Origin of the sequence: Streptomyces sp. NPDC058464, from assembly GCF_042721035.1 — a bacterium.
In the GTDB taxonomy this organism is placed as follows: domain Bacteria; phylum Actinomycetota; class Actinomycetes; order Streptomycetales; family Streptomycetaceae; genus Streptomyces.
The window spans coordinates 25,372-46,675 of sequence record NZ_JBHXMA010000038.1; the positions used below are offsets into that span (position 1 = coordinate 25,372).

The 21,304-nt window shown below is 70.9% G+C and carries 17 protein-coding genes and 1 pseudogene; 8 read left to right on the plus strand and 10 right to left on the minus strand.

Annotated features, from left to right (window positions below):
• Window positions 1-3: 3 nt before the first annotated feature.
• The 3 genes from ACFWPQ_RS38415 to ACFWPQ_RS38425 form a co-directional block, all read right to left on the minus strand.
• Complete coding sequence (locus ACFWPQ_RS38415) at window positions 4-1,845, minus strand: thioredoxin-like domain-containing protein (protein ID WP_384045609.1); 1,842 nt, start codon at window positions 1,843-1,845, stop codon at window positions 4-6.
• A gap of 64 nt (window positions 1,846-1,909) precedes the next feature.
• The gene (locus ACFWPQ_RS38420; RefSeq protein ID WP_384045612.1) at window positions 1,910-2,770 is read right to left on the minus strand and encodes a calcium-binding protein; all 861 of its coding nucleotides are present in this window, start codon (window positions 2,768-2,770) and stop codon (window positions 1,910-1,912) included.
• Between the two features lie 155 nt (window positions 2,771-2,925).
• Window positions 2,926-3,324, minus strand: a complete 399-nt coding sequence (locus ACFWPQ_RS38425; RefSeq protein WP_384045615.1) for a cupin domain-containing protein — start codon at window positions 3,322-3,324, stop codon at window positions 2,926-2,928.
• A gap of 53 nt (window positions 3,325-3,377) precedes the next feature.
• Between ACFWPQ_RS38425 and ACFWPQ_RS38430 the strand changes: the two are divergent.
• Both ACFWPQ_RS38430 and ACFWPQ_RS38435 read left to right on the plus strand, forming a co-directional pair.
• Window positions 3,378-4,408: pseudogene (locus ACFWPQ_RS38430) on the plus strand (GlxA family transcriptional regulator).
• Window positions 4,405-4,899: an LURP-one-related/scramblase family protein gene (locus ACFWPQ_RS38435; protein WP_384045618.1), complete on the plus strand. Its 495-nt coding sequence runs from the start codon at window positions 4,405-4,407 to the stop codon at window positions 4,897-4,899. The pseudogene ACFWPQ_RS38430 and the gene ACFWPQ_RS38435 overlap by 4 nt, the downstream one beginning before the upstream one ends.
• A 25-nt stretch (window positions 4,900-4,924) precedes the next feature.
• On the opposite strand, the gene ACFWPQ_RS38440 is transcribed toward ACFWPQ_RS38435, so the two are convergent.
• Window positions 4,925-5,749, minus strand: a complete 825-nt coding sequence (locus tag ACFWPQ_RS38440; protein ID WP_384045620.1) for a carbon-nitrogen family hydrolase — start codon at window positions 5,747-5,749, stop codon at window positions 4,925-4,927.
• Between the two features lie 182 nt (window positions 5,750-5,931).
• Between ACFWPQ_RS38440 and ACFWPQ_RS38445 the strand changes: the two genes are divergently transcribed.
• Entirely contained in the window at window positions 5,932-6,756 is an 825-nt protein-coding gene (locus tag ACFWPQ_RS38445; protein WP_384045623.1) for a maleylpyruvate isomerase family mycothiol-dependent enzyme, read from the plus strand.
• Between the two features lie 71 nt (window positions 6,757-6,827).
• The gene (locus ACFWPQ_RS38450; protein WP_384045626.1) at window positions 6,828-7,592 is read left to right on the plus strand and encodes an SAM-dependent methyltransferase; all 765 of its coding nucleotides are present in this window, start codon (window positions 6,828-6,830) and stop codon (window positions 7,590-7,592) included.
• A gap of 354 nt (window positions 7,593-7,946) precedes the next feature.
• Here the strand turns inward: ACFWPQ_RS38450 and ACFWPQ_RS38455 are convergent, their stop codons facing one another.
• Window positions 7,947-9,248 carry a nitrate/nitrite transporter gene (locus tag ACFWPQ_RS38455; protein WP_384045629.1) on the minus strand — a complete coding sequence of 434 codons (1,302 nt, stop codon included), beginning with the start codon at window positions 9,246-9,248 and terminating at the stop codon, window positions 7,947-7,949.
• Window positions 9,245-9,895, minus strand: a complete 651-nt coding sequence (locus ACFWPQ_RS38460) for a GntR family transcriptional regulator (RefSeq protein WP_361285543.1) — start codon at window positions 9,893-9,895, stop codon at window positions 9,245-9,247. Before ACFWPQ_RS38460 ends, ACFWPQ_RS38455 begins: the two co-directional genes overlap by 4 nt.
• A gap of 197 nt (window positions 9,896-10,092) precedes the next feature.
• On the opposite strand from ACFWPQ_RS38460, the gene ACFWPQ_RS38465 reads away from it, so the two are divergent.
• Window positions 10,093-10,992 (plus strand): D-alanyl-D-alanine carboxypeptidase family protein, encoded by a 900-nt coding sequence (locus ACFWPQ_RS38465; protein WP_384045632.1) that lies wholly within the window; start codon window positions 10,093-10,095, stop codon window positions 10,990-10,992.
• A 179-nt stretch (window positions 10,993-11,171) separates the two neighbouring features.
• The gene (locus tag ACFWPQ_RS38470; protein ID WP_384045635.1) at window positions 11,172-12,107 is read left to right on the plus strand and encodes a BRO family protein; all 936 of its coding nucleotides are present in this window, start codon (window positions 11,172-11,174) and stop codon (window positions 12,105-12,107) included.
• A 74-nt stretch (window positions 12,108-12,181) separates the two neighbouring features.
• Here ACFWPQ_RS38470 and ACFWPQ_RS38475 read toward each other — a convergent pair whose 3' ends face one another.
• Genes ACFWPQ_RS38475 through pdhA form a run of 3 tightly spaced genes read right to left on the minus strand, consistent with a single transcriptional unit; the run spans window position 12,182 to window position 15,880 of the window.
• Complete coding sequence (locus ACFWPQ_RS38475) at window positions 12,182-13,630, minus strand: dihydrolipoamide acetyltransferase family protein (RefSeq protein WP_384045637.1); 1,449 nt, start codon at window positions 13,628-13,630, stop codon at window positions 12,182-12,184.
• 10 nt (window positions 13,631-13,640) lie between these two features.
• Window positions 13,641-14,621, minus strand: coding sequence for an alpha-ketoacid dehydrogenase subunit beta (locus tag ACFWPQ_RS38480; protein ID WP_384045641.1), 981 nt, complete (start codon window positions 14,619-14,621; stop codon window positions 13,641-13,643).
• 2 nt (window positions 14,622-14,623) lie between these two features.
• Window positions 14,624-15,880, minus strand: coding sequence for a pyruvate dehydrogenase (acetyl-transferring) E1 component subunit alpha (pdhA, locus tag ACFWPQ_RS38485; RefSeq protein WP_384045643.1), 1,257 nt, complete (start codon window positions 15,878-15,880; stop codon window positions 14,624-14,626).
• A 545-nt stretch (window positions 15,881-16,425) separates the two neighbouring features.
• On the opposite strand from pdhA, the gene ACFWPQ_RS38490 reads away from it, so the two are divergent.
• Entirely contained in the window at window positions 16,426-17,442 is a 1,017-nt protein-coding gene (locus tag ACFWPQ_RS38490) for a phosphotransferase (RefSeq protein ID WP_384045646.1), read from the plus strand.
• Window positions 17,443-17,697: 255 nt separating this feature from the next.
• On the opposite strand, the gene ACFWPQ_RS38495 is transcribed toward ACFWPQ_RS38490, so the two are convergent.
• Window positions 17,698-19,284 (minus strand): protein kinase, encoded by a 1,587-nt coding sequence (locus ACFWPQ_RS38495; protein WP_384045649.1) that lies wholly within the window; start codon window positions 19,282-19,284, stop codon window positions 17,698-17,700.
• A 318-nt stretch (window positions 19,285-19,602) separates the two neighbouring features.
• On the opposite strand from ACFWPQ_RS38495, the gene ACFWPQ_RS38500 reads away from it, so the two are divergent.
• Window positions 19,603-21,267 (plus strand): protein kinase, encoded by a 1,665-nt coding sequence (locus ACFWPQ_RS38500; RefSeq protein WP_384045652.1) that lies wholly within the window; start codon window positions 19,603-19,605, stop codon window positions 21,265-21,267.
• The last annotated feature ends 37 nt before the right edge of the window (window positions 21,268-21,304 follow it).

Consider the following 21,304-nt stretch of genomic DNA (forward strand, 5'->3'; position numbering starts at 1 on the left):
CCCTTAGGTGGGCTGCTGCTGGTCCATTCCTGCAAGGACCAAGGGCAGGCGGTCCGCCCCGCCCTCCGTGATCCGTACCGGCACCCCCCAGTCCTGCTGGTGCACATGGCAGGCCGGGTATTCGTTGGCCTCGTCGTCGTCGCAGGACGCGGCCATCGCCGAGACGTGCAGGACGCCCTCCTGGATCGCCGGGTTCAGGTCCAGCTCTCTCGACAGGTCGGTGTCGGCGCCCTCGCCCTTGAGCAGCAGCTCCGGCGGGGTCGACGACACCAGCAGGCGGGTGGACGGGCCGTAGCGGGTGTCCAGTTTCTGGCCCTGCGGGGCCTGGAAGATCACGTCCAGCCGGAGACGCCCCGGAGCCACCTCGGTCGCCGCCCGCCGGGTGCGGTGGGCGACCGACTCCACCCGGACCGCCTCCTCGGGGAGCCGCAGCCGGGTCAGCCGGTGGCGGGCCGACTCGACCACCACGATGTCGTCGCCGGCCAGCACCGCGTCGCTCGGCTCCCGCAGGTCCGTCGCCAGCGTGGTGACCTCGCCGGTCGCCGGGTCGTAGCGGCGCAGCGCGTGGTTGTAGGTGTCCGACACCGCGACCGAGCCGTCGGGCAGGGCCGTCACGCCCAGCGGGTGCTGGAGCAGGGCCTGGCCGGCCGCGCCGTCCCGGTGGCCGAAGTCGAAGAGGCCGGTGCCGACGGCCGTGTGGACCTCTCCGTCCAGGTCGACCCAGCGCAGGGCGCTCGTCTCCGAGTCGGCGAGCCAGAGGCGCTCCGCGGTGGCCGCGAGGCCGGACGGCTGCGCGAACCAGGCCTCGGCCGCCGGCCCGTCGACCAGTCCCTCGTTGGTGGTGCCGGCGGCCACGGCGACCGTCCCGGTCTCCGGGTCGTACGCCCACAGCTGGTGCACGCCCGCCATGGCGATCCACACCTTGCCGCCGAAGACGGCCACGTCCCAGGGGGAGGAGAGATCGATCTCGCGGGCCGGGCCGGAGGTCGGGGAACCCTGCCACCACTGGCGGCCCGTGCCGGCGAGGGTGGTGACCTCGCCGGTGGCCAGGTCGAGGCGGCGCAGGGCGTGGTTGACGGTGTCGGCGACGGCCACCGAGCCGTCGTCGAGCAGCGCGAGGCCCTGCGGCTCGCTGAAGGAGGCGGTGTCCGCCGTACCGTCGGTGAAACCGCGGGTGCCGGAGCCGAGCCGCCGCACGACCGTCTCCGCGTCCGCGGCCAGCTCCACCAGCTGGTGCCGGGTGGTGTCGCTGACCAGGAAGTTCCCCGACGGCAGCAGCAGGGCCTTGCCGGGGAAGCGCAGGGCGGTCGGCTCGGGCTCCGGCGCCACGTACGGGCCGTCGCCGCGCCGCAGGGTGCCCTTCGCCCCGTGCTCCGCCTCCAGCTCCTCGACCAGCCGCGCGATCGCGTGCGCGTGGCCCTCGCCGGCGTGCTGGGCGACGACGTACCCCTCGGGGTCGATGACGACCAGCGTCGGCCAGGCCCGGACCGCGTACTGCTTCCAGGTGGCGAGCTCCGGGTCGTCGAGCACCGGGTGCTCCACGCCGTACCGCTCCACGGCGTCGACGACCGCCTGGTGCTCCGCCTCGTGCACGAACTTCGGCGAGTGCACCCCGATGATCACCACGGTGTCCCGGTGCCGCTCCTCCAGCTCACGCAGCTCGTCCAGGACGTGCAGGCAGTTGATGCAGCAGAAGGTCCAGAAGTCCAGGATGACGATGCGCCCGCGCAGGTCCGCGAGGGTGTACTGCTTGTCGCCGGTGTTCAGCCAGCCGCCCTTGCCGATCAGCTCGGGGGCGCGGACGCGGGCACGGCGCGGGGTGGGCGCCGGGGATGCGTGGTTCATGAATCAAGAGTGCCATCCCCGGCTGACAACCCCCGCGGCGCTCCCGCGCTCGTCGCCCCGGCCGTCAGTCCTGGTGGGTCACATCGGTCCCGGGGCCGCCGGAGAGCGTGTCCCGGCCGGGACCGCCGTACAGCTTGTCGTTGCCGCTGTTGCCGTACAGCTTGTCGTTCCCGCTGTTGCCGTAGAGGACGTCGTTGCCCTTGCCGCCGTAGAGCGTGTCGGCGCCGGTGCCGCCGGTGATGGTGTCCTTGCCGTCGTCGCCGGACAGGTACTGGGCTCCGGCTCCGCCGCGCAGCACGTCGTCGCCCTTGCCGCCCTGAACGATGTTGTCGCCGCCGCTCGCGTTGACCGTGTCGTTGCCGTCGCCGCCCCAGGCGAAACCCTCCTTGCCCACGGTGATGGTGTCGTTGCCGGTGTCACCGGAGACGTAGGCGCCGTCGAGGCGGCCGTAGTCGGCCGCCCGGTCGTTGCCGGGGCCCAGGGATATCTCGGCGTAGTAGTAGATCTGATCGGTGGAGTTCTTGTACGCGATCATGTCGTTGCCGTCGCCGAGGTCCACGACGAGGGCGGCGTACGGGTCCTGGCTGTCGACGTTGGTGACCGTGCAGGAGACCTTCGTGTGGTCCGAACTGTCGGGGTAGGCGCAGTCATGGCCCGCGGTGATGGACACGGCGTCGTCGATCACGTAGGTGATGCCCGTGCGGTCCGCGGTGAGCGAGGCGGTGACGACGGCCTTGTTGGCCTGCCCGGCGGCTGCCCGGTAGGTGAGCTGCCAGTCGTACTGGTTGACCGAGGCGGTGGCCGGTGCCGTCGCGGCGTCGGCGGTGCCGACCGTGGTGAGTGACGCGGCCATGGCCGCACCGAGAGCCAGCGTCATCGCCGGGAGGGCGCGTATGACCCGGCGGCGGACGGGACGAGCGTGCATGGAAACCTCCGAGAGGGACGTGCGCAACTACGCGAACTACGCATCGTCGGACTCGGAGCCCACCTCTTTGGTTGGGTTTGGTTGGGCAACTTCTTCACAAACACGGGGAGTTCAACTCCCGGACATCCATTGGGCCGATGCAATCCAGGTCCCGGTCAGGTGAGGACGTGTCCGGCCGTCGCGTCCACGTGTCCGGGAACCTCGTCGTGCCGATCGCCCACCGTGAGGGTTCCGGTGGGCTCGAGGAGCAGGATCTCGGTGGGCACGCGCGCGTGCGGCTTGTGTTCGGTACCGCGGGGCACCGTGAAGACAGAGCCCTTGGGGAGAACGACCGTGCGCTCGCCGGCCGGTTCCCTCAGGGCGATGTGCAGCTCGCCCTCCAGGACCAGGAAGAACTCGTCGGTGTGGTCGTGGACGTGCCAGAGGTGCTCGCCCTCGACCTTGGCGACGCGGACGTCGTAGTCGTTGACGGCGGTGACGATACGCGGGCTCCACCGGTCCTCGAAGGAGGCGAGGGCGAGGGCGTGGGCGAGGGAGACGGGTTCACTGGTCATGGCGGTCATCCTCGGCCGTGGCCCGTCCTCGGTGCGAGTGCTAGAAATCGCATATGGCGCAAGGATCCTCTCAGTCGACCCACCGGGTGGCCGTGATCGTCGACGCGGGCACCAATCCGTTCGAGGTCGGGGTCGCCACCGAGCTGTTCGGGCTGCCGCGGCCCGAGCTGGGGCTGCGCGTGCCGCCGTACGAGGTGACGGTGTGCGCGCCCACGCGCGAGGTGCGCATGAACCACGGCTTCTTCACCCTGAGCGGGGTGGCGGGGCTGGCGGCCGTGGACGAGGCCGATACGGTCGTCGTACCGGGGCGGCCGGACAACGTCGTACCGCGCGGTGCCGACGTCATCGGCGCAATCCGGCGCGCCCACGCGCGCGGGGCGCGGGTGGTGAGTTTCTGCACCGGGACCTTCGCGCTCGCCGAGGCCGGGCTGCTGGACGGTCGGCCCGCCACCACACACTGGCGCTGGGCGGACGCGTTCCGGGAACTGCATCCCCGGGTGCTGCTCCGGCCCGACGTGCTCTTCGTCGACGACGGCGACCTGCTCACCGCCTCCGGCAGCGCGGCCGCGCTGGACCTGGGGCTGCACATCTGGCGGCAGGACCACGGTGCCGAGATCGCGGGCGCGGTCTCCCGGCGGCTGGTGTTCGCCTCGCACCGGGACGGCGGGCAGCGGCAGTTCGTGGAGCGGCCGGTGCCCGAGGTGCCGGACGAGTCCCTGGGACCGCTCCTGGCCTGGGCCCAGGAGCGGCTGGGCCAGCCGCTGACGGTGGCGGACCTGGCCGCGCGGGCGGCCGTCTCCCCCGCGACCCTGCACCGCCGGTTCCGCGCCCAGCTGGGCACCACCCCGCTGGCCTGGCTGACCGGGATGGGGGTCCCCCCACGCCGTTAAGGCAGTGGGGGAGGGTTGCTCTCGCCTGCAGGCTGATCGAGCGCGGGGAGGAGCGGCTCGACGTCGTCGCGGCGCGCAGCGGACTCGGTACCGCGGCCAACCTGCGTGCCCGGCTGCGGCGGGAGACCGGGCTCAGCCCGTCGGACTACCGGCGGCGTTTCGGGCCGGTGGCGCGGGAAGGGGTACAGACATGAGATTCCTGGTACGCGACCGGCTCCTCGGCTTCGGCGAGGACTACTGGATCGAGGACGAGCACGGCGACAAGGTGTTCCTCGTCGACGGCAAGGCCATGCGGGTGCGGGACACGTTCGAGCTGAAGGACCGGCACGGGCGCGTGCTCGTCGACATCCACCAGAAGATGTTCGCCCTGCGCGACACCATGGTGATCGAACGCGAGGGCGAACCCCTCGCGACCATCAGACGCAAGCGGCTCTCGCTCCTGCGCAACCACTACCGGGTCCGCCTGGTCGACGGCACCGAACTCGACGTCAGCGGCAAGATCCTCGACCGGGAGTTCGCCGTCGAGTACGACGGCGAACTGCTGGCGGTGGTCTCCCGGCGGTGGCTGCACGTACGGGAGACCTACGGCGTCGACGTCGTACGCGACGACGCGGACCCGGCGCTGCTGATCGCGGTGGCGGTGTGCGTGATCCACCTCGCCGACAAGGAGCGGGAGGAGGACTAGAGGGGACTAGCGGGGGCTAGGGGGACTAGCGGGGACTAGGGCTGTCCGGCCGCCCCTGGCGCCGGGGAGGTTCGAGGCCCAGCAGGCGGTCCTTGAGGGCCGGGAACTGTTCGCGGGTCGCGGCGACCTTGGCCGGGTCGAGGTCGACGGTGAGGATCTCCTCGCCGGCGCCCGCCTCGGCCAGCACCTCGCCCCACGGATCGACCACGATCGAGTGACCGGCCTGGGGAACCCCGGCGTGCGTCCCGGCCGTTCCACACGCGAGCACGAACGCCTGGTTCTCGACCGCCCGCGCCTGGGCCAGCAGCGTCCAGTGCGCGCGTCGCCGCTCGGGCCAGCCCGCCGAGAGCACCAGCGTCTCGGCCCCGGCGTCGACGAGTCCGCGGAAGAGCTCGGGGAAACGGAGGTCGTAGCAGGTGGCCACGCCCAGTGTGGTCTCGGGCAGCCGGACGGTCACCAGTTCCCGTCCCGCGCCCATCAGCACCGCCTCGCCCTTGTCGAAGCCGAAGCGGTGGATCTTGCGGTAGGCCGCGGCCAGCTCACCGGAGGGGGAGAAGACGAGAGCCGTGTTGTAGAGAGGGCCCTCAGGATCGCGCTCGGGGATCGAGCCGGCGTGCAGCCAGACGCCCGCGTCGCTCGCCGCCTTCGCCATCGCCTCGTACGTCGGCCCTTCGAGCGGCTCGGCCTCCGTCGCGAACTCCTCGTAGGCGAACGCGCCGGTCGTCCACAGCTCGGGCAGCACGACGAGATCGGCATCGGCCTGCTCGCGCACCAGAGCGGTCACACGCCGCCGACGGGAATCGACCGATTCGCCCTCGTTTACGTCGATCTGGATGAGCGAGGCGCGCACACTACCACCGTCCTGGCATTCGAGTCGTCCACACGGGCCTACGATCGTCACACGAAAGCACTGCCGGGGTGCCTCACAGCAGCGTAACTTAGCGTCTCAAGACACCCGCCGACAGCAGCCATCTCCCACTGGCAGCGCCGCCACCACCTGCCCGAGTACCGACCGCCGAGGGGTCCCGTTCCGTGAGTCTGCATCCCACCCTCCAGCCCTACGCCGACGCGTGGACCCACTCCATCGAAGCGATATCCGAGCTGGTGACGCCGCTTGTCGAGGGCGAGTGGAACCGGCGGACCCCGTGCCCGGGCTGGTCGGTGCGGGACGTGGTCTCCCATGTCATCGGCCTGGACAACGAGATGCTCGGCGACCCGCGCCCCATCCACACCCTCCCGCGCGACCTCTACCACGTCACCAACGAGAACCAGCGCTACACGGAGATGCAGGTCGACGTTCGACGCCACCACACGGCGCCGGAGATGACCTCGGAGCTGGAGTACACGGTCATCCGCCGCAACCGCCAGCTGCGCAACGAGTCGCGGGAGCCGGGCCACCTCGTGCGCGGGCCGATGGGCAAGGAGATCCCCCTCGAAGAGGCCATGCGCAACCACGCGTTCAACGTGTGGGTGCACGAGCAGGACCTGCGGGCGGCGCTGGGCCGGCCGGGCAGCCTCGACTCGCCCGGCGCGCACATCGCCCGGGACGTACTGCTCGGCGAGCTGCCCCGGGTGGTCGCCAACGACTCCGACGCGCCGCGCAGCTCGGCCGTCATCTTCGACGTGCACGGGCCGATCGAGTTCCTGCGCACGATCCGTATCGACATCCAGGGCCGCGGCACCCTGGAGACCACCCCCGCCCTCGGCCCCGCCGCCATCTTCACCCTCGACTGGGAGACCTACGTCCGCCTGGCCTGCGGCCGCACCACCCCGGAGGCGGTCGCGGACCGGGTGAAGGCGGAGGGCGACCAGGAACTGACGGCGGCGATCCTGCGCAACTTCGCGGTCACGCAGTAGGCGGCGGCAAGCGGCACGGGCACCGGTAATCCGGTGTCCTGCGCAGGCCGTCGACGCCTACGGTGCCCGGCATGACGACCGACACCGCAGCGCAGGACAGCCTCCCGCCCCGCCTCACCCGGCTCACCTTCCACGGTCCCCTCTCCGAGGCGCGCGCGGCCCGGCTGGTCCGCCGCCTCGCCGCCACGAACCCCGCGAACGTGCTCGACATCGGCTGCGGCTGGGGTGAGTTGATGCTCCGGCTGCTGGATGCCGTGCCGCAGGCGCGTGGGGTCGGAGTGGACCTGAACGCGGAGGATCTGGAGCGGGGGCGGCGCGCCGCCGAGGCGCGGGGGCTGGCCGGCCGGGTGGAGTTCGCCGAGGAGTCCGCGGCCGGGACCGGCCGCGGCCCGGCCGACGTGGTGCTGTGCCTCGGCGCCGGTCAGGCGCTGAGCGACGACCTGGTGACGGCCCTGCGGGAGCTGCGTCGGCTGGTGGCCGACGGCGGCCGGGTCCTGCTGGGCGAGGGCTACTGGCAGCGCACCCCGACGGACACCGAACTCGCCGGCATGTGGCCGGGCGCGTCGGCCGCCGACCACCACGACCTGGCGGGCCTGGTCGACCTGGCGGTGCAGGCGGGCTTCCGCCCCGAGTGGACCGAGACGACGAGCCTCGAAGAGTGGGAGGAGTTCGAGTCGGGCTACCAGGCGGACAAGGAGGTCTGGCTGGCCACCAACCCGCGGCACCCCCTGGCGTCGGCGACCCGCGAGACCCTGGACACCCACAGAACGGCATGGCTGACCTACCGAGGCATCCTCGGCTACGCCTACCTCACCCTCGTACCGACGACACACTGACTGCCGGCCCCGCACAGCCGGCCGACTGCCTCACAGACTCACACCACCGCCCAACCGCCTCGCCCAGGCGACCATCCGCCCGACTCGCCCGCACCACCAGCCGACCGACTCGCCCGCACCACCGGCCGGCCGACTCGCCCGCACCACCAGCCGACTGACCAGCTCGCACGGACGGCCGGAGACCCACTCGCACCACCAGCCGTCCGACCAGCTCGCACGGACGGCCGGAGACTCACTCGCACCACCCGTCAGCTGATCGCATCGCACGCCCGGAAAGCCGCCGACGGCGATCGCCCCCACAGGTCGCCCGGCCTCTCTGCCGACGGTGAACGGGCGGTGCGCGGGTGGGGAAACTCATGCAGGCACGTGCACCGTCTCCACCCGGCTCGCCACCAACCGCTCCCGCTCCCGCCGAACCGCCCGCCCCCGCAACCGCAGAATCTGGCTCACCCCCACCGCCTGCAGCACGAACACGCACGAGAAGGCCACCGCGTAGTTGTCGCCGGTGGCATCCAGCAGCACCCCCACCGCGAACAACGTCGTCATCGAGGCCGTGAAACCACCCATGTTGGTGATCCCGGACGCGGTCCCCTGCCGCTCCGGCGGATTCGCGGGACGCGCGAAGTCGAAGCCGATCATCGACGCCGGCCCGCACGCCCCCAGCACCGCGCACAGCACCATCAGCAGCCACATCGGCGCATGGTCGGCCGGATACACCAGCGTCGCCGCCCACACCACGGCCGTCGCCCCGACCGTACCCAGCACCAACGGCAGCCGCGCCGCGTGATGCCGGGCGACGATCTGGCCGTAGACGAGGCCGACCACCATGTTGCAGAGGACGACCAGGGTCAGCAGCTCACCGGCCGTGGCGCGGGACAGCCCCTGCGCCTGGACCAGGAACGGCAGCCCCCACAGCAGCAGGAACACCATCGCCGGGAACTGGGTGGTGAAGTGCACCCACAGGCCCAGCCGGGTCCCCGGCTCCCGCCAGGACGCGGCGATCTGCTTCCGTACGTACGCCGCCCCCTGGTGCGGGAAGGGCTCGGGCTCGTACCCCTCGGGGTGGTCCTTCAGGAACAGGAACACGAGGACCAGGACGACCGCCCCGGCCAGCGCGCTGCCCGCGAACGCCGGGGTCCAGCCGATGCCGTGCAGCAGCCGGGCCAGGAGCAGCGTGGAGACGAGGTTGCCGGCCATGCCGGCCAGACCGGCGAGCTGGGCGACGAGCGGCCCGCGCCGGGCCGGGAACCAGCGGGTGCCCAGCCGCAGCACGCTGATGAACGTCATCGCGTCACCGCAGCCGAGCAGCGCGCGCGAGGCGAGCGCGGTGCCGTACGACGGGGAGAAGGCGAAGCCCAGCTGTCCGGCGGTGAAGAGCACCGCGCCGATGGTCAGCATCTTCTTCGTGCCGAGGCGGTCGACCAGCAGGCCGACGGGTATCTGCATGCCGGCGTAGACCAGCAGCTGGAGGATCGAGAACGTGGACAGCGCCGAGGCGCCCACGTGGAAGCGGTCGGCGGCGTCGAGGCCGGCGACCCCGAGGGACGTACGGAAGATGACGGCGACGAAGTAGACCGAGACGCCTATGCACCAGACGGCGACGGCCCGGCGGCCGCCCGGCGGGTCACCGGGGAGCGACGCGCTGCCGCGGCTCATCGGACCTCACCCCGCGCGAGGTGCGCGAACCAGTCGACGTGCCGGTGCACAAGCTCGACCGCGCGGTCGGCGTCCCCGGCGCGCAGCGCGTCCAGGATCTCCTCGTGCTCGGTGAGCGACTTGGCGATGCGGTCGGGGTGCGCGTGCATGATCGCGACGCCCATCCGCAGCTGGCGGTCGCGCAGCTGGTCGTAGAGGCGGGAGAGGATCTCGTTGCCGCCGTCGCGGACGATCGCGGCGTGGAAGCAGCGGTCGGTGACGGCCGCGGCGGCCAGGTCACCGGCGGCGGCCTCGGCCTTCTGCCGGTCGAGCAGTTCCTGAAGCCGGGTCACGAGCCCCGCGGACGCCGGTACGGCCTTGCGCACCGCGTGTTCCTCGACCAGCATCCGGGTCTCCACCACGTCCGCGATCTCCTGCGCGGAGACGGGCAGCACCATGGCGCCCTTCTTCGGGTAGAGCTTGATCAGGCCCTCGGCCTCCAGGCGCAGCAGCGCCTCGCGGACGGGGGTGCGGGAGACCCCGACGGCCTCGGCCAGCTCGCCCTCGGTGAGGAGCGTGCCGCCTTCGTAACGGCGGTCCAGGACGCCTTGCTTGACATGGGAGTAGACACGGTCGGCGGCGGGGGGCTGCTTGACGGCCAGGCTCATGCCCACAGCTTAGATACAACACGTACGCAAGTAGCCCGCTCGTCCACCATCCGGACGTGATGTAGATCGCCCTCAGCAACCGCACAACCATCTGTGCTACTTACGTGTCACACACGTGCGGCCCCACCCGCTTTGGCACCCCCAACTCGGCCGCACTCCAGGGGCATTACGACTCGACTCGACTCGGGGTATTTCAGTTGATTACCGGCATTAAGGGCACCAACCTTCGCAGGGCCGTCGCCGTCGCCGTCACGTCCGGCGCGATGCTCGCGACCGGCGCCCTCACCGCGGCTCCCGCGCAGGCCGTCACCGCGCCGACGATCGTGGCCAAGGGTGGCTACGTGATGAACAACGCGAACGCGAAGACGCTGTACACGAAGAAGGCGGACACCGAGCTGTCCACCGGCTCCACCACGAAGATCATGACCGCGAAGGTCGTGCTCGCGCAGTCGAACCTGAACCTCGACAAGAAGGTGACGATCCAGAAGGCGTACAGCGACTACGTCGTCGCCAACAACGCCTCCCAGGCGCACCTGATCGTCGGCGACAAGGTCACCGTCCGCCAGCTGCTGTACGGGCTGATGCTGCCCTCCGGCTGCGACGCCGCCTACGCGCTCGCGGACACCTACGGCTCGGGCACCACCCGCGCCAAGCGCGTCGCCAACTTCATCTCCAAGATGAACACCGCCGCGAAGAACCTGGGCCTGACCCACACCCACTTCGACTCCTTCGACGGCATCGGCAACGGCAACAACTACTCGACGCCGCGCGACCTGACGAAGATCGCCAGCAGCGCGATGAAGAACTCCACGTTCCGCACGGTCGTCAAGACGAAGAAGTACACGGCGAAGACGATCACCAAGACCGGTTCCACCCGCACCATGGGTGCCTGGACCAACACCAACACGCTGCTCAGCAGCTACAGCGGCGCCATCGGCATCAAGACCGGCTCCGGCCCCGAGGCCAAGTACTGCCTGGTCTTCGCCGCGACCCGCAACGGCAAGACGGTCATCGGCACCGTCCTCGCCTCCTCCTCGATCACCCAGCGCGCGACGGACGCGACGAAGCTCCTGAACTACGGCTTCTCGACGATCTGACCCACCTCGCACTGAGCTGGCAAAAGGCCCGCCGCACCCCATGCGGCGGGCCTTTTGCCATACCCGACTGCCCTCACGCAGCAGAACTCGCGTTCTTCCCTCGCATTCGTGAACATCAAGGTATTTGACTGGCATATTCGATTTGCTCCGCCCTAGCTTCCGCAGCGGAGGTGGTTCACATGAACGAACCAAGCAAGAAGGCGAAACCCGCCGGCAGCCACGAGGCCATCGACATCAGCGACTTCGTGTACGCGGCGACCGGGGCTCGGGTACGACGGCTCACCATGCCGGACGGGAAGCACTGGTTCCCGGCTGTGGATGTGTGCAAGGAACTGGGGTACGCCAACTCTCGGAAGGCTCTCGCCGACCACGTTCCAGAGGAGCATCGAGAGTGTATTGAGAGCGTAACTGGAGGTTACACTCTCAGCGTTCCTGCAGGTCGGGACTGGCGTCGAGACATGAATCTCATCGATCTCCAGGGCCTGATCATCCTCGTCAACGGCTGCACGAAGCCCGCCTGTGCCCCCTTCAAGCAGTGGGTCGCAGAAGTCATCGAGACAGTCCAGCGAGAGGGTTCCTACACTCTCGAAGAAGCCGAGGTGCAGCCGACCGAACCTGGTGCGCCCGTCGCGTACGCCATGCCGGAACAAGTGGCCGAGGCCATCGTCCGGTTTGAGGCGCACAACCTTCAGGTGGACGAGCAGCTGGCGAACGGGCAGCGCGAACTGATCGAGTTGCAAAGGAGCACGCTGGCCGTGCAGCAGGCCATGGTCCGGGCCATGGAACGGATCGCCGATCGGCTCGACGAACTCGTCCTCGAACGTCGCAAGCCGTACGGCTCGCCGCTCGCGCTGCCGACCACCGAGTCCGTACTCGCCGACTGGCGACGGCGGTTGTCGGTGACCGAGGACGTGTGGACGGTGGCCGTCGTCATCGCCCCGGTCCTCGTCGAGAAGGGTGAGCTGCGCGAGCCGCTCGAAGCGATCGCCGCCCGTACCGGCCTGACGGTGCACCGCGTGAACGAGTGTCTCCGGCTGCTGCGCAAGCACGCCTGCATTCACTCGCGGGGTGGGACGGAAGAAGGGGCAGCGGTCTACGTGCTGAACCAGCTCTGACAGTGAGTGGGCGGTCGCAAGACGAAGTTGCGACCGCCCGCTCTCAGGCTATCCCCTCAGTTCTCCCCGGGCTCTCATCCCCAGGTGATCAACCGCTTCGGCTGCTCCAGGATCGCCGCGATGTCCGCGAGGACCTTCGAGCCCAGCTCGCCGTCGACCAGACGGTGGTCGAAGCTCAGCGCCAGCGTGGTGACCTGTCGGGGCTTCACCTTGCCCTTGTGGACCCACGGCTGGAGCTTGATCGCGCCGACCGCGAGGATCGCCGCCTCGCCCGGGTTGAGGATCGGTGTGCCCGTGTCGATGCCGAAGACGCCGACGTTGGTGATGGTCACCGTGCCGCCCTGCATCGCTGCGGGTGACGTCTTGCCGTCCCTGGCCGTGCCGACCAGTTCGCCGAGCGCCTCCGCCAGCTGCGGCAGCGTCTTCGCGTGGGCGTCCTTGATGTTCGGCACGATCAGGCCGCGCGGGGTGGCCGCGGCGATGCCCAGGTTGACGTAGTGCTTGAGCACGATCTCCTGGTTCGCCTCGTCCCAGGCCGCGTTGATGTCCGGGTTGCGTCTGATGGCGACCAGCAGCGCCTTGGCGATGAGGAGGAGTGGGTTGACCCGGAGGCCCTGCAGGTCCTTGTCCTGCTTCAGCTCCTCCACCAGCTTCATCGTGCGCGTCACATCCACCGTCACGAACTCCGTGACATGCGGGGCCGTGAACGCCGAGCCGACCATCGCCGCCGCCGTCGCCTTGCGGACGCCCTTGATGGGGACGCGCGTCTCGCGGGCGGTGTCGTGCGAGGCAACGGCAGAGGTCACGGCGATCTCGGGGGCCGTCGGCTGCGGCGCCGTCGTCGGTGCGGCGGTCGCCGCCGTCACCGCCGCGTGCACGTCCTCGCGCGTGATGACGCCGTCCGGGCCGGACGGGGTCACCGTGGCCAGGTCGACGCCCAGGTCCTTCGCCAGCTTGCGCACCGGCGGCTTCGCCAGCGGGCGGGAACGCTCCTCCACGGCCGGGGCGGGGGCGGGAACGGGCGCGGGGGCGGGAACGGGGGCCGGGACCGGAGCGGGGCCGTGGCCGTTCAGCTCCTTCTGGACCGCGGCCTGGGCCGCCGCCTCGGCGACCGTGACCTCGGGGCCCTTGCGCGGGCGGCGCTTGGTGGAGGAGGCCGCCACGCCGTAGCCGACCAGGACCGGCTGGCGACCCTGCGGCTTCTCCTCCGGCTCCGGGGCCGGCGCGGACTCCTGCACGGGAGCCGCGGGAACGGCCGCCCCGCCCGCGACGTCCACCGAGATGATCGCCGTGCCCACGTCCACCGTGGTGCCCTCGGCGAAGCGCAGCTCGCGGACCACGCCGTCGTAGGGGATGGGGAGTTCGACGGCCGCCTTCGCCGTCTCCACCTCGCACACCACCTGGCCGTCGGTGACCGTGTCGCCGGGCTGGACGTACCACTTGAGGATCTCGGCCTCGGTGAGCCCCTCGCCCACGTCCGGCATCTTGAACTCGCGTACGGACGCTTCCGTCATCGTCGTCACGACCCTCTCCTCAGTACGCCAGGGCACGGTCGACGGCGTCGAGCACCCGGTCAAGGCCCGGAAGGTACTCCTCCTCCAGGCGGGCCGGCGGGTAGGGGGCGTGGTAGCCGCCGACCCTGAGGACCGGGGCCTCCAGGTGGTAGAAGCAGCGCTCGGTGATGCGGGCGGCGATCTCCGCGCCCGAACCGAAGAAGACCGGCGCCTCGTGGACCACGACCAGCCGGCGGGTCTTCTCCACCGAGGCCTGGATCGAGTCGAAGTCCATCGGGGAGACGGACCGCAGGTCCAGCACCTCCAGGGACTTGCCCTCCTCGGCCGCCGCGTCGGCGACCTCCTGGCAGAGCTTCACCATCGGGCCGTAGGCGACCAGGGTCAGGTCGGTGCCCTCGCGGACCACGCGCGCCTTGTGCAGCGGGCCGGGGATGGCTTCGGTGTTGACCTCGCCCTTGTCCCAGTAGCGCCGCTTGGGCTCGAAGAAGATCACCGGGTCGTCGCTCTGGATGGCCTGCTGCATCATCCAGTACGCGTCGGAGGAGTTGGAGGGGGAGACGATCTTCAGACCCGCCACGTGCGCGAACAGCGACTCCGGGGACTCGGAGTGGTGCTCGACCGCGCCGATGCCGCCGCCGTAGGGGATGCGGACGACGACCGGCATCTTGACCTTGCCCAGCGAGCGGGCGTGCATCTTCGCGAGCTGGGTGACGATCTGGTCGTACGCCGGGAAGACGAAGCCGTCGAACTGGATCTCCACCACCGGCCGGTAGCCGCGCAGCGCCAGGCCGATCGCGGTGCCGACGATGCCGGACTCGGCGAGGGGGGTGTCGATGACGCGGCTCTCGCCGAAGTCCTTCTGCAGGCCGTCGGTGACCCGGAAGACACCGCCGAGCTTGCCGACGTCCTCGCCCATGACGAGGACCTTGGGGTCCGAATCCAGCGCGCGGCGCAGCGACTCGTTGATCGCCTTGGCCAGAGCCATCTTCTCCGCTGCCATGGTCAGGCCCCCTCTACGTCCGCGAACGACGCCTGGTAGGCGGCGAACTGGGCTCGTTCCTCGTCGACGAGCGCATGCCCGTCCGCGTACACGTTCTCGAAGACGGCGAAGTTGTCCGGGTCCGGCATGGCCCGTACCGCTTCGCGCACTCGCCTGCCCAACGCCTCGGACTCGGTCTCCAGTTCCGCGAAAAATCCCTCGTCCGCGTGGTTTGCGGCCTCCAGGTACCGGCGCAGGCGCAGGATCGGGTCCTTCGCCTCCCAGGCCTCGCGCTCCTCGTCGGCCCGGTACTTGGTCGGGTCGTCGGAGGTGGTGTGGGCGCCCATCCGGTAGGTGTACGCCTCGACGAGCGTCGGGCCCTCGCCGCTGCGGGCGCGCTCCAGCGCCCACTTGGTGACCGCGAGGCAGGCCAGCACGTCGTTGCCGTCGACCCGGACGCCGGGGAAGCCGAAGCCCTGGGCGCGCTGGTAGAGCGGGACGCGGGTCTGCTTCTCGGTGGGCTCGGAGATCGCCCACTGGTTGTTCTGGCAGAAGAAGACGACCGGGGCGTTGTAGACCGCGGAGAAGGTGAACGATTCGGCGACATCGCCCTGGCTGGAGGCGCCGTCGCCGAAGTAGGCGATCACCGCGCTGTCCGCGCCGTCCTTGGCGACGCCCATCGCGTAGCCGGTGGCGTGCAGCGTCTGGGAGCCGATGACGATCGTGTAGAGGTGGAAGTTGTTGCTGTTGGGGTCCCAGCCGCCGTGGTTGACGCCGCGGAACATGCCCAGCAGGTTGGTCGGGTCGACCCCGCGGCACCAGGCGACGCCGTGCTCGCGGTAGGTCGGGAAGACGTAGTCGTCCTCGCGGGTGGCCCGGCCGGAGCCGATCTGGGCGGCCTCCTGGCCGAGCAGGGACGCCCACAGGCCCAGCTCGCCCTGGCGCTGCAGGGCGGTGGCCTCGGCGTCGAAGCGGCGGGTGAGCACCATGTCGCGGTACAGGCCGCGCAGCTCCTCGGGGGTGATCCCGGCGACGTACGCGTCGTACTCGGCGTTCTTGACCCGCTTGCCCTCGGGGGTCAGCAGCTGGACGAGCTCGGGATCGGCGCTCTTCTTCGTGGTGCTGCGCGTGGTGGTACGAGAGGCGGTACCGGTGGCGCTGGTGGTGGTGCGACTGGTGGTGCGAGTGGTGCGCTTGGTGCCGGTCTTGCTGCCGGTGGTACCGGCTTTGCCTGCGGCGCTGCGTCGCGGTTCGCTCGCGGCACTGCTGTCCACGGTCACGTGTGCTCCTCCGTCGGTCCGGCCCCCGGGGTTGCCGGGTGAACCAGTGCGGCTCACCTGCTTCCGACACCCGTGGCACGGGGTGTGTGCCACTCGGCCGGGAACAGGCGTGACAGGTGCCCCGGCGAGCGCCCTGCAACATGCACGTTACCCAGTGCTCCACATTTCTGTGAAACCCCTTCTGACCTGCGTTTTTGCTTGGAAATCCAAGTACTTTTTGCTTGGGTTTCCTAGTAAATCGACGCGGGCCGGAAGGTCGCTGGTCAGAGCCTTGCGGGAGGCCGGAGCAACGGCACGTTATCCCGCCGCCCAGGGCCACGGGAAGACATCGAGGGGCCCGATCCGCTCGCCGGGCACCGAGCGAGGCGCCGCGACCCTACGCCGCACGGCGTGCCCCCGGGGCGCGTCTTTCGCACTTGCATTCGCCGCGGTACACCATGTGACCAAAAGCGACCACCGATGACTGCCTGTGACAACGCCCAGCTCACAGGGCTGGAGCTTGCTCTAACATCTGCCGCGTGCCGCGCTCTTGTTTACCACCCCCCGTGCCTCACGCGCCCCCTCTGGGCGCCCTGCTCCGGCTGTACGCCGCCGGTTCCGCGCTCGCCTGCGAGCCGGTCGAACAGGGCCTGCTCAACCGCGGCTACCGCCTCCGCACCACCCGCGGCCGTTACTTCCTGAAGCACCACTTCGACCCCGACACCGCGGACCCGGCCGCCATCGAACGACGTCATCTGGCCACCCTGCGGCTGGCCGCCCTCGGTGTCCCGGTCGCCCCGCCCCTCGCCCACCGCGACGGCCGTACGGTCGCCGTCGTGGGCGGCCACGCCTACGCGCTGCACCCCTGGATCGACGGCCGGCACCGGCACGGCGGACAGCTCACGCGCGGGGAGTGCGCGCGACTCGGCGCGCTCCTCGGCGCCGTGCACGCCTGTCTGGAGCGGGTGATGCCACCCAAGGGGCGCACCCGCCCGGCCACCAGCCCCCATCCGGTCGAGAGCGCCGACCCCGCCGACACCTTCGCGCTCATCGACGACCTGCTCGCCCAGGTCAGCCGGCACCGCCCCGCCGACGCCTTCGACGAACTCGCCCGCCACCGGCTGCTCGAACGCCGTGCGCTGCTGGAGCAGCACGCCGGCCGGCGTCCCCCGCGCGGTGCCTCGGTGGGCTGGGTGCACGGCGACTTCCACCCGTTCAACCTGCTCTACAAGGACGACGCGCCCGCCGCGATCGTCGACTGGGACCGGCTCGGCGTGCAGCCCCGCGCGGAGGAGGCCGTACGCGCCGCCGTGATCTTCTTCGTCCGCCCGGCGGGGGCGCTCGACCTGCGGAAGGTGCGGGCGTACGCGCGCGCGTACCGGCGCGCGGCCGGGGCCACGCCCTCGGAGCTGGCGGCGGCCGTGCACCGCGTGTGGTGGGAGCGGCTCAACGACTTCTGGATGCTGCGCTGGCACTACGAGCGCGGCGACACCCGCGCGGACCCCCAGTTCCCGGCCGCCTCGGCACTCGCCGTGTGGTGGACCAGGGAGTACGACGCGGTGTGCGACGCCTTCGTGCAGTAGCCGGTGACCGGCAGCCGGTGGCCGGCACCCGGTGGCGGGTGACCGGCAGCCGGTGGCGGGTGGCCGACAGCCAGCGGCCGGTGACCGGCAGCCGGTGGCGGGTGGCCGACAGCCAGCGGCCGGTGACCGGCAGCCGGTGGCGGGTGGCCGACAGCCAGCGGCCGGTGACCGGCAGCCGGTGGCGGGTGGTCGGCAGCCAGCGGCCGGTGACCGGCAGCCGGTGGCGGCCGGTCAGCCGAAGGGCGTCGCTGTCCTTCAACCGCCGCCCAGGCCGGTGCCCTCGATGGTGTTGCCGCCGTCGCCGCTGCCGCCGTCCGTGCCGGTCGTGTCCGAGGGGTCCGTCGCCGGAGAGCTCTCGGTGTCGGTCGGCTGCGAGGCGCTCGCCGTGTCGCTCGGCTCGTCGCTCGGCTCGCTGCTCTGCGTCTCGGACGGGGTGTACGACGGGGTCTGCGACGGCGTGTAGTCCGAGTTGTCGTCGCTGCCGGTGCCGCTGGTGTCGGTCTCCGTGTCCGTGGCCGTGTCGCTGGCCTCGTCGGACGGGCTCGCGCTGGCGGTCTCGTCCTTGGTGGTCTGCGAGGTGGTCGGCGACTGGGTCGTGCCCGTGCCGCCGTCCCCGCCGCCACCGCCGTTGTTCAGCGCCAGGGCGACACCCGTCGCGATGGCGATCACCGCGAGGACGGCCAGGATCCACAGCTTGCCGCGGCCGCTGCCCCGGTTGCCGTGCCCCTCGAAACCGCCGTCGTCGCCGCCTCCGTAACCGCCCGGCAGGATCGGCTGCGGGATCTGCGTGGTCCCGGCGGCGGCCGCCGGGTGCGGCATCACGGTCGTCCCGGCGAAACCGGCCGCCGGGGTGTTGCGGCCGTCGTGCACCGTGACCGGCCCGGTGTTCCAGGTGCCGGTGTGGCTGCCCTGGTCGTACAGCATCTGCAGGCCGTACTGGACCAGGCCGCGCATCTCCTCGGCGGTCTGGAAGCGGTCGTCGGGCTCCTTGGCGAGCGAGCGCATGACCAGGCCGTCCAGCTCCGGCGGGGCGGCGCCCTCGGAGGTCTGGGACGGCGGCATCGGGATGTCCTGGACGTGCTGGTAGACCACGGCCAGCGGGGTCTCACCGATGAACGGGGGCCTGAGGGCGAGGAGTTCGTAGAGCAGGCAGCCGGTGGCGTACAGGTCGGAGCGGTGGTCGACGGCCTTGCCAAGCGCCTGCTCCGGGGAGAGGTACTGGGGCGTGCCCATGACCATGCCGGTCTGCGTCATCGTCGTGGACGCGCCGTGCAGGGCGCGGGCGATGCCGAAGTCCATCACCTTGACGGCGCCGTTGTGGGTGATGATCACGTTGGCCGGCTTGATGTCGCGGTGCACGATGCCGTGCTGATGCGAGTAGGCCAGCGCCTCGAGGACACCGGAGACGATGATCAGGGCCTGCTCGGGGCCCGGCGCCTGGGCGTCGATCAGCAGCTCGCGGATGGTGCGGCCCTCGACCAGCTCCATCACGATGTACGGCACGGACTGGCCGCCGACCACGTCCTCGCCGGAGTCGTAGACCGCCACGATCGCGTGGTGGTTGAGCCCGGCGACCGACTGGGCCTCGCGCGTGAAGCGGGCCTTGGAGACCGGGTCCTCGGCGAGGTCGGCGCGGAGCAGCTTCACGGCCACGGTGCGGCCGAGCCGTACGTCCTCGGCGGCGAACACCTCGGCCATGCCGCCCCGGCCGAGGCGGTGGGTCAGCCGGTACCGGCCGTCGCCGACCAGGCCCTGGTTGCCCCACATCTCCGGCGCGTCTGACATGCCGCCGCCAGTCGCCTCGGGGTCGGACGGGCCCTGGGCGCTGTGCGTCTGTGCCATCGGTCCTCGCCGTCGTTTCTGCCCGCGGTGCGCGCGGTGTTGTCACGGTCTCCGTCGGCCACGCTACAGCCTCCGCGCAACCCGTCGGTCCGGGTTCCGGCCCGTGGACGGACCGGCCATCAAACCCGTACCACGCACTCTCGTGCAAATTCTGTGTACCGGACGTACGGCCGCTGTAACGCTTCCACGACTCTTCCTTCGCGTACGGTCACGGAACGGGCACCACGCTTGACGTGTCAGTGCCCTCCGGCAGACTTGGCCGGGAATGAGACATGCGATCAACAAAGGTGCCTGAGTGCCGGGCGGGGGACGGGAAAAATGAGCCAGGACGGCACACACGGCCGCTATACGGGGTGGGCTCTGGCCGGTGGCCGCTACCAGCTGCGCGACCTGCTCGGCGAGGGCGGCATGGCCTCCGTGCACCTGGCCTACGACGCGGTTCTGGACCGCCAGGTCGCGATCAAGACCCTGCACACCGAACTCGGCCGGGAACAGGCCTTCCGCGAGCGCTTCCGCCGCGAGGCCCAGGCAGTGGCCAAGCTCACGCACACCAACATCGTCTCCGTCTTCGACACCGGCGAGGACGAGGTGGACGGCTCGACGATGCCGTACATCGTCATGGAGTACGTCGAGGGCCGCCCGCTCGGCTCGGTGCTGGAGGAAGACGTACGGCAGTACGGCGCGATGCCCGCCGACAAGGCCCTGAGGATCACCGCCGACGTGCTGGCCGCGCTGGAGATCAGCCACGAGATGGGGCTGGTCCACCGCGACATCAAGCCCGGCAACGTGATGATGACCAAGCGCGGGGTCGTCAAGGTGATGGACTTCGGCATCGCCCGCGCCATGCAGTCCGGGGTCACCTCGATGACCCAGACCGGCATGGTCGTCGGCACCCCGCAGTACCTCTCCCCGGAGCAGGCCCTGGGCCGGGCCGTGGACGCCCGCTCCGACCTCTACTCGGTCGGCATCATGCTGTTCCAGCTGGTCACCGGGCGGCTGCCGTTCGACGCGGACTCGCCGCTGGCCATCGCCTACGCGCACGTCCAGGAGGAGCCGGTCGCGCCCTCCTCGATCAACCGCGCCCTTCCGGCGGCCGTGGACGCGCTGGTCGCCCGCGCGCTGAAGAAGAACCCGAACGAGCGCTTCCCGACCGCCGAGTCCATGCGCGACGAGTGCCTGCGGGTCGCCGCCTCGCTCCAGCCGGCCGCCCCGAGCATCGTCCCGGGCATCCCGCCGACACAGAGCGGCGCCGGGGTCGGCTCCGCCGTGTTCCCGCCGGTCGGGCAGGCCACGCCGGCGCCTCCCGGGCCCGTGCAGACGCCGTACCAGCCGACACCGGCCCAGGCCCCGACCCCGCACCCGTACGGCACTCCGTCCCCGCCCCCTGGTCCCGGCCCCGGCCCCGCTCAGGCGTACGGCTATCCGCAGCAGGCGGGGTACCAGACTCCGGCCGGGTACGCCCAGCCTGCGCCGTCGACGCCGCCCCCTTACAACATCACGCCCCAGGCGCCGTCCGGCGGCGGGAAGAGCAACCGGCCGGTGGTCATCGGGTCGGTCGCGGTGTCGCTGGTCGCGGTGATCGGCCTGCTCGTCGCACTGGCGATGAACACCGGCGACGACAGCACCGGCGGCAGCGGTGGTAGCGGTGGCAGCACCGCCGGCGCCTCGGCCTCGCACGCGTCGGGCTACCGCGGTCCGGACACCGCGAAGACCGTCGAGAAGACCGAGTGCACCGAACCCCAGGAGTCCTACGACGACCCGGACAAGATCCAGGTCCCGGACTTCAAGTTCAAGTACATCAAGTCGGTCAAGGAGTGCTTCCAGGCCGCCGGATGGCAGATGAAGATCGTCTCCGTGGACGAGAACACGTACGGCGACGGCACGGTCATGGAGCAGTTCCCGTCCTCCGGCACCGACGTCGACCCGCAGGACATGCCGACCATCGAGCTCAAGGTGTCGACCGGCAACCCTGCGACCGGCTGACGCGAGGCGCGGCAGGAGCACGCGAGGCGCAGCGGCA